The 13,737-nt window shown below is 69.7% G+C and carries 11 protein-coding genes; 4 read left to right on the top strand and 7 right to left on the bottom strand.

Annotation, left to right across the window (positions count from 1 at the left end; all coding sequences use genetic code 11):
- Positions 1-90: 90 nt before the first annotated feature.
- The gene (locus tag SCMU_RS04595; protein ID WP_229232936.1) at positions 91-750 is read left to right on the top strand and encodes a GntR family transcriptional regulator; all 660 of its coding nucleotides are present in this window, start codon (positions 91-93) and stop codon (positions 748-750) included.
- Positions 751-873: 123 nt separating this feature from the next.
- On the opposite strand, the gene SCMU_RS04590 is transcribed toward SCMU_RS04595, so the two are convergent.
- Positions 874-3,177, bottom strand: a complete 2,304-nt coding sequence (locus SCMU_RS04590) for an FdhF/YdeP family oxidoreductase (RefSeq protein WP_229231861.1) — start codon at positions 3,175-3,177, stop codon at positions 874-876.
- Positions 3,178-3,348: 171 nt separating this feature from the next.
- Here SCMU_RS04590 and SCMU_RS04585 point away from each other — a divergent pair, with 171 nt between their 5' ends.
- Positions 3,349-4,146 (top strand): IclR family transcriptional regulator, encoded by a 798-nt coding sequence (locus SCMU_RS04585; protein WP_229231860.1) that lies wholly within the window; start codon positions 3,349-3,351, stop codon positions 4,144-4,146.
- Between the two features lie 14 nt (positions 4,147-4,160).
- Here SCMU_RS04585 and SCMU_RS04580 read toward each other — a convergent pair whose 3' ends face one another.
- The 6 genes from SCMU_RS04580 to betA are packed head-to-tail and all read right to left on the bottom strand — an operon-like array spanning position 4,161 to position 11,561.
- The gene (locus SCMU_RS04580; protein WP_229231859.1) at positions 4,161-5,708 is read right to left on the bottom strand and encodes an aldehyde dehydrogenase family protein; all 1,548 of its coding nucleotides are present in this window, start codon (positions 5,706-5,708) and stop codon (positions 4,161-4,163) included.
- Entirely contained in the window at positions 5,696-6,691 is a 996-nt protein-coding gene (locus SCMU_RS04575; protein WP_229231858.1) for an ABC transporter substrate-binding protein, read from the bottom strand. Before SCMU_RS04575 ends, SCMU_RS04580 begins: the two co-directional genes overlap by 13 nt.
- A gap of 13 nt (positions 6,692-6,704) precedes the next feature.
- A complete protein-coding gene (locus SCMU_RS04570) occupies positions 6,705-8,783 on the bottom strand; it encodes an ABC transporter permease (protein ID WP_229231857.1) in 2,079 nt (692 codons plus the stop codon).
- Positions 8,780-9,655 (bottom strand): betaine/proline/choline family ABC transporter ATP-binding protein, encoded by an 876-nt coding sequence (locus SCMU_RS04565; protein WP_229232935.1) that lies wholly within the window; start codon positions 9,653-9,655, stop codon positions 8,780-8,782. Before SCMU_RS04565 ends, SCMU_RS04570 begins: the two co-directional genes overlap by 4 nt.
- Positions 9,655-9,888 (bottom strand): hypothetical protein, encoded by a 234-nt coding sequence (locus SCMU_RS04560; protein WP_229231856.1) that lies wholly within the window; start codon positions 9,886-9,888, stop codon positions 9,655-9,657. Before SCMU_RS04560 ends, SCMU_RS04565 begins: the two co-directional genes overlap by 1 nt.
- The gene (gene betA, locus SCMU_RS04555) at positions 9,885-11,561 is read right to left on the bottom strand and encodes a choline dehydrogenase (protein ID WP_229231855.1); all 1,677 of its coding nucleotides are present in this window, start codon (positions 11,559-11,561) and stop codon (positions 9,885-9,887) included. The genes SCMU_RS04560 and betA overlap by 4 nt, the downstream gene beginning before the upstream one ends.
- 352 nt (positions 11,562-11,913) lie before the next feature.
- On the opposite strand from betA, the gene SCMU_RS04550 reads away from it, so the two are divergent.
- On the top strand, positions 11,914-13,023 hold the full coding sequence (locus tag SCMU_RS04550) for an S-(hydroxymethyl)mycothiol dehydrogenase (protein ID WP_229231854.1): 1,110 nt from the start codon (positions 11,914-11,916) through the stop codon (positions 13,021-13,023).
- Positions 13,020-13,661 carry an MBL fold metallo-hydrolase gene (locus SCMU_RS04545; protein ID WP_229231853.1) on the top strand — a complete coding sequence of 214 codons (642 nt, stop codon included), beginning with the start codon at positions 13,020-13,022 and terminating at the stop codon, positions 13,659-13,661. Before SCMU_RS04550 ends, SCMU_RS04545 begins: the two co-directional genes overlap by 4 nt.
- Positions 13,662-13,737: the final 76 nt, after the last annotated feature.

Raw genomic sequence — 13,737 nt, 5'->3', positions numbered from 1 at the left:
TCATCAACTGATATATTAGTTCTGAGATCGATAGTATGGTTCACATCACAGGGAGTCAAGCGGCCCTGGGAAAGGAGGTGCAAGGTGACGATGACAGCTGCTGTGGAGGGCGCGGCGTCGGGCGTTTCCCTCGCCGAACAGGCGTACCTGACGCTGCGCGACCGGCTCATCATGCTCGAGATCAAGCCGGGTGCCCCGATCAACGACACGGCCCTCGCCGCGGAGCTCGGAGTCGGGCGGACGCCAGTCCGCGAGGCGCTCAAACGGCTCGAGGTGGACCACCTCGTGGTCTCCTACCCGCGGCGCGGAACATTCGCGACCGCCGTGGACATCACCGAGCTCGCCGACGTGTCCGAGATCCGCGAGCAGCTCGAGCCGCTCGCGGCACGCCGGGCCGCGCGCGACGCATCGCCGGCCATGCGCGAACGGCTCCGTGAGACCGCGGACACCATCGAGGCGTTGACCGAACCGATCGACCAGCGCGAGCTCATGCGCTACGACATCACGGTGCACAGGCTCATCTACGCCGCCGCCGGAAACCCGCACCTCACCGATGCCCTCATCCGCTACGACAACCTCGCCACGCGGATCTGGTGCCTCGTCCTGGACAAGGTGCCCTCCGTGGCCGGCCACGTCCAGGAGCACGCCGACCTCCTGCGCGCGATCGCCGATGGTGACGCCGAGACCGCCGGCCACATGGCCCTCGAGCACGTGACGAGCTTCGAGGCGACGATCCGCAAGGCACTCTGACGCGTCGGCCGCATCGCCGTGGGCCTGCACCATGGCGGGCACCGGCATCACGGCGGGCGCCGCACGACGACGGCCGGCACCTTCCCCGCAAGAAGGCACCGGCCGTCGTCGTGCGTCAGTGCGTCAGCCCGCGCTCCCCCGTTCGAACCGCACCGTGACGGCCTTGTAGCCTGGCGTGTTGGACTCGCGGGCGACGAGGTCCTTGTGGACCAGGACGTTGGCCTCGGGGTAGTAGGCGGCGGCGCAGCCTCGCGCGGTCGGATAGGCGACGAGGCGGAAGCCCTCGGCGCGGCGCTCGTCGCCGTTGAAGGTCGAGACGACGTCGACGAGGTCGCGGTCGGCGTACCCGAGGTCGGCGAGGTCGTCCGGGTTGACCAGGACCACGCGGCGGGCGTTGGAGATACCACGGTAACGGTCATCGAGGCCGTAGATGGTGGTGTTGTACTGGTCGTGGCTGCGCAGGGTCTGCAGGATGAGGTGGCCCGGTGGCGCCTCGAGGTATTCGAGCGGGCTGACGGTGAAGCGGGCCCGGCCCACGTCCGTGGCGAACGTGCGGGTGTCCCGCGGCGGGCTGGGCAGGACGAAGCCGTCCTTGGTGCGCACGCGGGCGTTGAAGTCCTCGAACCCGGGGATGACGCGCGAGATGTGGTCGCGGACGACGTCATAGTCTTCGGCCATGGCCCGCCAATCGACAGGGTGGTCCTCGCCGAGCGCGGCGACGGCCATGCGGGCCACGATCACGGGCTCGGCCAGGAGGTGCTCGGAGACGGGGCGCAGGCGCCCCTGGCTGCGGTGCACGACCGACATCGAGTCCTCCACGGTGACGAACTGCCGCCCGGCGGCGTGCTTGTCGTCCACGTCGGTCCTGCCCAGGGTGGGCAGGATCAGCGAAGTGCGGCCGTGGGCGACGTGGGAGAGGTTGGGCTTGGTGGAGATGTGCACCGTCAGGCCCGTGCGCCTGAGCCCCTTCTCCGTGTTGGCGGTGTCCGAGGCCGCGGAGAGGAAGTTCCCGCCCATCGAGACGAACACGTCCACCTCCCCGGCCTCGAGCGCGTGCTGGGTCTCGACCGACTCGAACCCGTGCTCCCTGGGCAGCGGGAGCCCGAACTCGGCCTCGAGGGCGGCGATGAACGCCTCGGTGGGCTTCTCCCAGATGCCCATGGTCCTGTCGCCCTGGACGTTCGAGTGCCCGCGGACTGGACACGCCCCTGCCCCGGGCTTGCCGAAGTTCCCCTGCACCAGGAGCAGGTTCACGATCTCCTTCAGCGTGTTGACCGAGTGGGGCTGCTGCGTCAGGCCCAGCGCCCAGCACACGATCGTGGCCTTGGAGGCGATCATCAGCTCCGCGACCGTCTCGATCTCCGCCCGGGTGAGCCCCGTCGCGGAGAGGGTGGCTTCCCAGTCGATGCTGCGGCGGGCCTGCCGGTACTCCTCGAAGCCCACCGTCTGCGCCGCCACGAACTCGCGGTCGACGACGCCGCCCGGGTTCCGGTCCTCGGCCTCCAGGAGCAGGTGCCCGAGGGCCTGGAGGAGCGCGAGGTCTCCGCCGACCCTGACCTTGAGGAACTCGTCCGCGATCGCGACGCCGTCCCCCACGACCCCGGCGACGGTCTGCGGGTCCTTGAAGCCCATGAGCCCCGCCTCCGGCAGCGGGTTCACACCGACGACCTTGCCGCCGTTGGCCTTGCACTCCGCCAGCGCCGAGAGCATCCGCGGGTGGTTCGTGCCCGGGTTCTGGCCGATCACGAGCACGAGCTCGGCGTGGTGGATGTCCTCGAGCGAGACAGTGCCCTTGCCCACGCCGATCGTGGGGTTGAGCGCGAAGCCCGAGGACTCGTGGCACATGTTCGAGCAGTCCGGAAGGTTGTTCGTACCCAGGCTCCGGGCGAGGAGCTGGTACATGAACGCGGTCTCGTTCGCCGTCCGCCCCGAGGTGTAGAAGACGCACCGATCCGGGGTCGTGGCCTTGATGTGCTCACCGATGAGGGCGAACGCATCCTGCCAGGAGATCGGCGAGTAGTGCGTCTCCCCGGGCCTGATCACGACCGGCTCGGTGATCCGGCCCCGGCTGCCCAGCCAGAACTCGCTCTTCCCCTCGAGGACCGAGATCGGGTGCTCGGCCCAGAACTCCGGCCCCACCGTGCGCACCGTGGATTCCTCCGCGATCGCCTTCGCCCCGTTCTCGCAGAACTCGGCCGGCTTGCGCCGGCCGGAAATCGACTCCGGCCACGCGCACCCCGGGCAGTCGAACCCGTCCCGCTGGTTCACCCGCAGCATCGAACGCACTGTCCGTGCGACCCCCGCCTGCGCGAGCCCCCGCTCGAGCGCAACCGTCACCGCCTTCACGCCGGCGGCGTAGGTCTTCGGCGCGTGGACCTCGAGGGCTCCCTCGTCGATGTCCTCAATCTGGGGCTTCTGCGCAAACACGTGCAACTCCCTCGGTGATGGTGGAATACTAAAAATAAACAACTGATATATAAGATGCAAGCGGTCGGCGTGGATGAACTGGACCCGGCGGACGGTCGCGGGCTGCAGCCGCTCGACCACCATGACCGATAGCACACGGTCTGGCAGAATCGGCCCATGGGGAAGGCAATCATGTCTGAGGAGCCAGACGAGGCACGGTCCGCAAACGGGGTGCAGGCCGTCGAGCGTGTCGTCAGGGCCCTCGAGATCCTCGCCAAGGAGGGAAGCGCGGCGGTCGGCGACATGGCCGACCGCATGGGCGTGCACAAGTCCACGGCGTCGCGCATCCTCGGCGCGCTCGAGACGCACGGCTTCGTCCAGCAGAGCAGCCGGCGCGGCAAGTACCAGCTCGGCGTGGGGCTCCTGCGCATCGCGAGTTCCATCCCGCGCCGGCTCAGCCTCGTCAACGCCGCGCGGCCCGTGCTCGAGGACCTCGCCGAGAACTTCGGGGAAACCGTGAACCTGGCCGTGCGCCGCGACGTCTATGCGGTCAACGTGGACCAGGCGATGGGCTCCGCCACCGTGGCGAGCTTCGACTGGATCGGAAGCCTCACGCCGCTCCACGCGACCTCGAGCGGCAAGGTCTTCCTCGCATACCTCCACCCGGGCGAGCGGGACGAGCTCCTCCAGAGGGTCGAGCTCACATCGTTCACGCCGCACACGCATGGCCGCGAACAGCTCGAGAAGGAGCTCTCAGGCATCGCCGAGCACGGCTTTGCGTCGACCCGCGGGGAGCTCGAAGAGGGGCTCAATGCCATCGCCGCGCCGGTGTTCGGCCACACGGGGGACGTGATCGGCGCGGTGAGCCTCTCGGGACCGGCGTTCCGATTCGATCCCGAGGCGAACCCCGGCATCGCGAAGGCCATCGTCGCCGCCGGCGAGGAGATCACTGAGCTCATGGGCGGTCCGACCTCCCGGGATCGCTCCTGAGAGGCCGGACCTGATCATGCCGTGATGTGGTTCGGCTGGTGTGCGGAGCCCGTGCCGAACCACCCGCTCGGTGACGGGCTCACGTTCTGCCAGATGTGCTTCGCCTCGCGGTACTCGTCGAGGCCGGCGCGGCCGAGCTCGCGCCCGATGCCGGACTTCCCGAATCCGCCCCATTCCGCCTGCGGCACGTACGGATGGTAGTCGTTGATCCACACCGTTCCGTGCCTCAGCGCGCCCGCGACCCTCTGGGCCTTCGACGCGTCCGAGGTCCACACGGCGCCCGCCAGACCGTAGTCGGTGTCGTTCGCAATCGCGATCGCCTCCGCCTCGTCACGGAACGTCTCAACGGTGAGGACCGGCCCGAACGATTCCTCCCGGACCACGCCCATCCCGGACCTGCAGCCGCCGAGCACGGTGGGCGGGTAGAAGAAACCCTCGGCTAGCGGCCCCTCATCGGGGATGTAGCCGCCGCAGAGCAGCGTGGCACCCTCCGCGATACCCGACTGGACGTAGGCATGGACCTGAGCGCGATGCTTCGCGGAGATGAGCGGCCCCGTCTCGGCCTCGGGGTCGAACGGACCTCCCATCCTGATCTGCCCGGCCCTCTCCACGACCTCGGCGACGAAGCGCTCGGCGATCGTCTCCTCGACCACGAGCCGAGCACCGGCCGAGCACACCTGGCCGGAGTGCAGGAAGACGGCGGTGAGTGCGTTGTCGACGGCCGCATCCCAGTCAGCGTCCGCGAAGACGACGTTGGGGTTCTTCCCGCCGAGCTCGAAGGCCACGCCCTTCACAGTCTGCGCCGCGGCGGCCATGATGGTCTGCCCCGTCTGGAGGCTGCCCGTGAGGGAGACGAGGTCGACGCGCGGGTCCGAGCTCAGCGGGGCTCCCACGGTGGCCCCGCGGCCTGTCACGAGGTTCGCCACCCCGGCCGGGACCCCCGCCTCGGCGAGAGTCTCCATGAGCAGGATCGAGGTCGACGGCGTGAGTTCGCTCGGCTTGAGGACGAACGAGTTCCCGGCGACGAGGGCCGGGGCCACCTTCCATGCTGCCTGGAGGAGCGGGTAGTTCCACGGGGCGATGAGGGCACAGACCCCCACCGGCTCGTAGACGACTCGGCTGATGGCGTCCGGCCGGCCGGTATCGATCACCCGGCCCGCGTCGAGCCCCGCAATCTTCCCGTAGTAGCGGAAGCACGCCGCGACGTCGTCGACGTCGTATTCGGCTTCGACAAGGCGTTTGCCGGTGTCGAGCGCCTCGGCCCGGGCGTAGGCTGCGCGGTCACGCTCGAGGAGGTCGGCGACGCGCAGCATGACCGCCCCGCGCTCGATGTCCGTGAGGCGCCTCCACGGTCCGCCGTCGAACGCGGCGCGGGCGCTCGCGATCGCCCGCTCCGCGTCGTCGACGGTGGACGAGGCGACGACCGCCACCTCGCTCCCGTCCGCGGGACACCGCACGACGGCGGTCGCGCCGTCGTGCGCCACGCACCAGGCGCCGTCGACGTAGAGTCCCTTGACGGTCCGGCTCTGAGTCTCCGGGGCCAGCGTCGCTACTTGAGCCATGCCGCGACCTTGTCGGGGTTGGCGTCGATCCACTTCTGGGCAGCCGCGTCGGGGCTCATGCCGTCCTTGGCGATGTAGCCGGCGACGGTGTTCTGGTCCTGATTGGTCCAGTGGAAGTTCTTCACGAGGCTGTAGGCGGGGCTGCCCGAGTTCGCGAACTTCGTCGAGGCCACCTTGTTGAGGTCGTACTTCGGGTAGTCGCAGGCCACCTTGGCCGCGTCGGCGTCGCAGCCGTCGGTGTAGGCGGGGAGGTTGACCTTCACGAGCGGGACCTCGGCCATGAACCACTGGGGGTCGTAGAAGTAGCCGATGAGCGGGGTGTGGTTCTGCTCGGCCTGGCGGAACGCCTGGATGAGGGCGGGCTCGCTGCCTGCGTACACGACCTTGTAGTTGAGGCCGAGGTTCTTCACGAGCGCCTCGTCGTTGGTGACGAACGAGGGGTCGCCGTCGAGCAGCTGGCCCTGGCCACCGGACTCGGAGGTCTTGAACAGGTCCGCGTACTTGTTGAGGTTCTTCGAGTCGGTGATGTCCGGGTACTGCTTGGCCATCCATGGCGGCACGAACCAGCCGATCACCCCGGTGTTGCCGGTGGAGCCGGCATCGACGGCCGTCTTCTGCTGGGTGATGTACTTCTCGGTGAGGTCCGGGTGGCCCCAGTTCTCCATGACCACATCGACCTCGCCGCTGCCGAAGCCCTGCCAAGCCACCTCTTCCTTGAGGGTCTTGTAGTTCACGGTGCAGCCGAGCTTCTCCTTGGCGAGCGTGCCGACCACGTAGGCGTCCGCCTCGTAGCCGACCCACGGGTTCACGGCAACGTTGAAGGTCCCACAGCTCGCGCCGCTGGACGAGGAGGACGCGGCGGAGATGTCCCCGCCACAGGCGGTGAGCCCGAGCGTGGCGGTGAGCACGACGGCGGCGAGCGCCTTCGCGCTGCCCCGTCGCCCGGCGGCGGGGCGGAGGCGTTCCTTGATCGAGATTTTCATGGCACTTCCTTGTTCAGGCGCTGCCGAAGCGGGCAGCGGCATGCTGGGCAATGCGGTCGAGCATGATTCCGAGTGCGGTGATGGCGATGCCGGCGGCGAGTCCCTTGCCGAAGAGCTGGCTCTGGGAGAAGCCGGACACGACGAGGTAGCCGAGTCCGCCGCCTCCGACCAGGCCGCCCACGACGACCATGGCCAGGACGTACAGGAGGCCTTGGTTGGCGGCCAGGACGACGGCCGAGCGGGCCATGGGCAGCTGGACCTTGGAGACCATCTGCCACGTCGTGGTCCCCATCGACTCCGAGGCCTCGACACTGACCGGGGAGACGCCCCTGATGCCGTCGGCGACGAGCTTGGTGGCGATCGGCACGCCGTAGGCGAGCGCGGCGACGATCGCGGTGAACCGCGTGGGTCCGAAGAGGGCGAGGGCGGGCACGAGGTAGACGAACGGCGGAATCGTCTGGAAGGCGTCGAGCACCGGCCTCACGATCGAGTCCACGAGCCTGCTCCTGCCCATCCACACGCCCACGGCGACGGCCGCGACGACCACGAGGAGGGTCGCGACGAGCGTGGTGGCGAGGGTCTTCATGCTCTCGTTCCACAGGCCTGTCCCGAGGATCACGGCTTCGCAGACGAGCGTGACGACGGTCGGACGCCAGCCGCCGAGGGCGAACGCGAGGGCGAGCAGCACGAGGGCCATGACCCACCACGGCGACTGCGCCAGGAGCGACTCGAGCGGGTTCACAAGCCCGGCGGTGACGGCCTCCCGCACCCAGCCGGTGAAGCCCGAGAACGTGCCGACGGTCCAGTCCGTCGCGGCGGAGACGGCCTTCGCGAGCGGGCTCCCGAAGTCCGGCGCGGAGGGGAACTTCGCGAACGCGAGGTACGTGCGCGAGAGGTAGATGGCGATGACGGTGACGACCGCCCCGACGACCAGGGCGACACGCCTGACGCGCGGCCCTCGGAGCCCGGACCCGTTCGTGCCCCGCTGGACACGGGCCTCGATGCCGGAGCGCTCGGAGGCCGCCGTCGTCGTGCGGTCGAGCATGATCGCCATGAGGACGATCGCCAGGCCCGAGACGAAGGCGGATCCCACGTCGAGCGACTGGAGCGCCTGGAGCACGGGTCCGCCGAGCCCGGGCCCGTTGATGAGCGTCGCAATGGTCGCCATGGACAGGGCGGCCATCGTGCACTGGTTGATGCCGACCACGATGGTGCGCCGCGCCATGGGCAGTTCCACCTTGGTCAGCGTCTGCCAGGCGGTGCCGCCCATCGACGTCACGGCCTCGAGAGTGGTCGGCGAGACGGCCCGGATTCCGTGCTCCGTGATGCGCACGAGCGGGGGCAGCGCGTAGATGATCGTCGTGACGATGGCCGCTGCCGGGCCGATCCCGAAGACGAGCGCGAGCGGGGCGAGGTAGGCGAACGAGGGCAGAGTCTGCGCAAGGTCCAGCGCGGGTGTGACCACGGCCGAGACCTTGGGGTTCCTCGCTGCGAGGATGCCCAGCGGGAGCCCGAGGACCGCGCAGATGACGACGGCGACGGACGTCACGATGAGTGTGTCGATGCTCTGCTGCCAGTAGCCGAAGAAGCCGAACAGGAGCACGCAGCCGGCGACCAGGAGCGTCGACCGGATGCCTGCGGAGGCGAAGGTGAGCCAGGCGAGGAGCACGACGACGCCCAGCCAGCCGACCTCGGGCACCGGGCGGACAGCGGATGGCTGGCTCAGCAGGTGCTGGAGGAAGGCGACGGCCCCGTTGAGGCCGTTCGTGACCGGTTGGACGACGTATTCGAAGACGGCCGAGTTCGCACGGGCCGCATCGAAGCCGTCCCTCAGGCCGTTGAACCAGACGTGGACGTCGGTCTTCTCCGCCCCGCCGAGCTCGAGGGTCTGCGTCCCCTTCAGAAGCGCCCACAGCACGAGCCATGCGGCCACGACGCCGGCACCGAGGAGCAGGCGCCAATGGCGGCGGACGACGGAGTGTGGGGCGCCCGTCGGAGGGCGGGTCGCGGGCTCCGCGGCACGCTCCCTCGCCCCCGCGGGCGGGGCCGCTGCTGCATCGGCACGTTCGCGCTCGGTGGCCAGCGCGCTCACGCCGCACCGCCGTTGGCTGCTGCGGGGGACGCCTCTTCGGCTACGACGACGCGGAGGATGTCCTCGTCGTCGACCACGCCCAGGAACCGCTCGCCGTCGTACACCCGGACGGGGAGCGACGACTCCAGGACCTGCCGCGCGGCGTCGCGGACCACGCAGTCCGCGCGCATGACCGGACCCTCGAGGGACTCCGCCGCGCGGGGCGCCCGGACCACGTACCGCAGGGTCAGCACGTGCGAGCGCGGGACGTCGGAGACGAATTCGCGCACATAGTCGTCCGCGGGGTTCGCGACGACCTCGGAGGGCGTCCCGATCTGGACGACCTCTCCGTCGCGCATGATGAGGATGCGGTCGCCCAGTCTGAGCGCTTCCTGGAGGTCGTGGGTGATGAAGACCATGGTCTTGCCGACCTCCTCGTGGAGGCGGCACACCTCGTTCTGCATATCCCTGCGGATGAGCGGGTCGAGCGCGGAGAAGGGCTCGTCGAACAGGAGGACCTGGGGATCGACAGCGAGGGCGCGGGCCAGGCCGACGCGTTGCTGCATGCCGCCCGAGAGCTGGTCCGGGAAGGAGCGCTCATAGCCGGCCAGGCCGACGAGGTCGACCATCTCCTGGGCGCGGGCGAGCCGCTTGGCCTTGCCCTCGCCCCTGACCTCGAGGCCGTAGGCGACGTTGTCGATCACCTTGCGGTGCGGGAGGAGGCCGAACTGCTGGAACACCATCGCCATGTGGCTGCGGCGCATCTCGCGCAGCTTCGCCTTGCTGGCGCGGGTGACGTCCTCGCCGTCGATGGTCACCGTTCCCGCGGTCGGCTCGATCAGCCGCGTCAGCAGGCGCACGAGCGTCGACTTGCCGGACCCCGACAGGCCCATCACCACGAAGACCTCACCGGGGCGACCTCGAAGGAGACGTCCTTGACGGCCGCGAGGCAGCCGGTCTTGCGCTGGAGCTCCTTCCGGGTCAGCTGCTCGTCGGGCGTGCCGATGATCCTGTCCGACTTCGGGCCGAAGATCTTCCACAGCCCCTCGACCTTGAGGGCGGCTTCCGACGGTCCGCTGGGGGCCGCGCGCCGCGCGGTACGGGGTTCTAGGACACTGGCGCTCATGCGGCCTCCTCGGTCTGGCTCACGGCGTGTCGGTAGTACGGTTCGGGCTCGGCCGGGAGCGCCCGGCCGAGGATGAGGTCTGCTGCCTTCTCGGCGAGCATCATGACCGGGGCGAAGATGTTCCCGTTCGTCACGTAGGGCATCGCCGAGGCATCGACGACGCGGAGCCCCTCGGTGCCGTGCACGTTCATCGTGAGAGGGTCGACGACGGCCATCGGGTCCGAGGCGGGGCCCATCTTCGCGGTGCAGGACGGGTGCAGGGCGGTCTCTGCGTCGCGGGCGACCCAGTCGAGGATCTCGGCGTCCGTGCCCACGGACGACCCGGGCGAGATCTCTCCGCCGTTGAACGGAGCCATGGCCGGCTGGCGCAGGATCTCGCGCGAGACCCTGATCGCTTCGATCCACTCGCGGCGGTCCTGCTCGGTCGAGAGGTAGTTGAAGAGGATCGACGGACGGGCCATCGGATCGGCCGAGCGGATCCGGAGCCGGCCGCGCGCGTCAGAGTACATCGGCCCCACATGGACCTGGTAGCCGTGCTCGACGGGAGCCTTCTGGCCGTCGTAGCGCACCGCGACCGGGAGGAAGTGGTACATGAGGTTCGGGTACTCGACGTCGTCGTTCGAGCGGACGAACCCCCCGCCCTCGAAGTGGTTGGTCGCCGCCGGGCCCTTGCGTCCCAGAAGCCATTCGAGCCCGATGAACGGCATGCGCCACAGGTCGAGCGAGGGCTGCTGGGACACGGGAGCCAGACACGCGTGCTGGATGTAGACCTCGAGGTGGTCCTGGAGGTTCTCGCCGACTCCTGAGAGGGCCACGCGCGGGGTGACGCCGACCGAGCTCAGGTGCTGCGGGTCGCCGATGCCTGCGAGCTGGAGGAGCTGCGGGGTGTTGAATGCGCCCCCGCACAGGATCACCTCTCCGGCGCCCACGGTGTGGTTCTGCCCGCCGCGCCGGTACGTGACGCCCGTGGCACGTGTGCCCTGGAGCTCGATGCCCGTCACATAGGCCAGCGTCTGCACCGTGACGTTCGGTCGCTTCCGCGCTGGGCGCAGGTAGCCGCGGGATGCGGAGTAGCGCTCCCCCTTGTGGACATTGCGGTCGAACGGGCCGAAGCCCTCCTGGCGGAAGCCGTTGACGTCGCCCGTCCGTGGGTAGCCGGCCTCGACGGCGGCGTCGAAGAAGGCCTGGAAGAGCGGATTGGTGGCCGGGCCCCGCTCGAGGATGAGCGGGCCGTCGTGGCCGCGGTACGGGTCATCGGGGGACGACGCCAGGGCGTTCTCCATGCGCTTGAAGTACGGGAGACAGTGGGCGAAGTCCCAGGTCCCCATCCCGGCGTCGGCCCCCCAGCGCTCGTAGTCGAGCGGATTGCCGCGCTGGAAGATCATGCCGTTGATGGAGCTCGAGCCGCCGAGGACCTTCCCGCGGGCGTGCGCCACGCGGCGGCCACCCATGAACGGCTCGGGATCCGACTCGTAGCGCCAGTCGTAGAGCGGGTTGCCGCTGGGGAACGTGAGCGCCGCCGGCATCTGGATGAACAGGTCCCACGGGTAGTCGCTGCGGCCGGCCTCGAGGACGAGGACAGTGCGGTTACCGTCCGCGCTCAGGCGGTCGGCCAGAACGGCGCCGGCGCTGCCACCGCCGACGATGATGTAGTCGAAGTGCTTGGATGTCATGAATGCGTGCTGCTCCTTAGAGAGTGGGTCCCAGACGTCCCCGGCGCCAAAGGCTCCCGCCATGAATTGCACTGGCTGCAACGTGATTCGGCATGCACAACAGTGAGTCAGGTCACAGAGGGGTGTCAAGCACTTTCGGAAAGGTGAGGGAAGAATGTCACGAGGCGAGAGAGGCCTTCTTGACCCCGGACGGCGCCGGCTTTAGGCTGGTCTGATATATCAGAGCTATACCAGTCTGGGGACCTCAGGCTTCCCTGCCGTGGGGTCATGCCGCAGGCCACGTGGACGCGCACCACGGGCGCCGGTCATGATGGGCGCGGCCCACGTTTCACGATCCACAGGAGGATTCCCCATGACCACTGCAGCCCCCGGACAGCAGACGCACGAGGTGAAGGCGGTCGTCGTGCGTGAGAAGGGTGCGCCGGCGGCGGTGGAGACGATCCTGGTCCCGGATCCGGGTCCGGGCGAGGCGCTCGTGGACGTGCTGACCTGCGGGGTGTGCCACACCGACCTGCACTACAAGCTCGGCGGGATCGGGGACGACTACCCGTACCTGCTCGGGCACGAGTCCACCGCCGTGGTCTCCGCCGTGGGCCCGGACGTGACCGACCTCAAGCCCGGGGACCGGGTGATCCTGAACTGGCGGGCGGTGTGCGGGCAGTGCCGCGCGTGCAAGAAGGGCCAGCCGCAGTACTGCTTCGCGACCCACAACGCGACCCAGAAGATGACCCTGGAGGACGGCACCCCGCTCACCCCCGCCCTCGGGATCGGCTCGTTCGCGGAGAAGACCCTGGTCGCGGCCGGCCAGTGCACCAGGATCGACGAGGACGTCGACCCCGCCGCGGTGGGCCTGCTCGGCTGCGGCATCATGGCCGGCATCGGCGCCGCGATCAACACCGGCGAGGTCGCCCGCGGGGAGTCCGTGGCCGTGATCGGCTGCGGCGGGGTGGGCATCGCCGCCATCGCCGGGGCCAGGCTCGCGGGGGCCACGACGATCATCGCCGTGGACCTGGACCCGGCCAAGGTCGAGCTCGCCAAGGGCCTGGGCGCGACGCACGGGGTCGTCTCGAGCGAGACCGACCCCGTCGAGGCGATCCGCGACCTCACCGGCGGGCACGGCGCGGATGTCGTGATCGATGCCGTGGGCCGCCCGGAGACGTACCGGCAGGCCTTCTACGCCCGGGACCTGGCCGGCCGCGTGGTCCTGGTCGGCGTCCCGACCCCGCAGATGACCCTCGAGCTGCCGCTGCTGGACGTGTTCGGGCGCGGCGGGTCGCTGAAGTCCTCCTGGTACGGGGACTGCCTGCCGTCCCGGGACTTCCCGATGCTCGTGGAGCAGTTCAAGCTCGGCCGCCTGCCCCTGGACGCGTTCGTGACCGAGCGGATCGGCCTGGACGACGTCGAGGCCGCCTTCGCCAAGATGCACTCCGGGGCCGTCCTGCGCTCGGTGGTCGAGCTGTGAGCGGGGCAGGGCACGCCCGCATCGAGCGGATCCTCACCTCCGGCACGTTCTCCCTCGACGGGGGCACATGGGAGGTGGAGAACAACGTCTGGATCATCGGCGACGGCACCGAGGCGATCGTGATCGACCCCGCGCACGACGCCGGCGCCGCCGCCGGCGCGGTCGCGGGCCGCACCGTGACCGCGGTGCTGCTCACCCACGGCCACGACGACCACATCCGCCACGCCCGCGAGTTCGCCGAGAAGGTCGGCGCGCCCGTGCTCCTGCACCCGGCCGACCAGATGCTCTGGGAGGCCGTCTACCCCGGCACCGCCCCGGACGCCGAGATCGCCGACGGGGAGATCTTCTCCGTGGCCGGGACCGAGCTCACCGCCCTGCACACCCCCGGCCACACCCCCGGCTCCGTGTGCTTCCACGCCCCGGCCCTGGACACCGTCTTCACCGGCGACACCCTCTTCGCCGGCGGCCCCGGCGCCACCGGACGCACCTACTCCGACTTCCCCACCATCATCGACTCCATCCGCACCCGCCTCCTCACCCTCCCCCCGGAAACCGTGGTCAACACCGGCCACGGCGACCCCACCACCATCGGCACCGAGGCCCCCCACCTGCAGGAATGGATCAACCGCGGCCACTGAGCCCCGCGCCCCCGCGACCACGACGGCCGGCGCCTTCCGAGCGGAAGGCACCGGCCGCCGTCGTGCGTGGCGGGTG

It is taken from the genome of Sinomonas cyclohexanicum, assembly GCF_020886775.1.
In the GTDB taxonomy this organism is placed as follows: Bacteria; Actinomycetota; Actinomycetes; order Actinomycetales; family Micrococcaceae; genus Sinomonas; species Sinomonas cyclohexanicum.
Note: the sequence above shows the minus strand (reverse complement) of the source record. Positions and strands in the feature narration are given on the sequence as shown.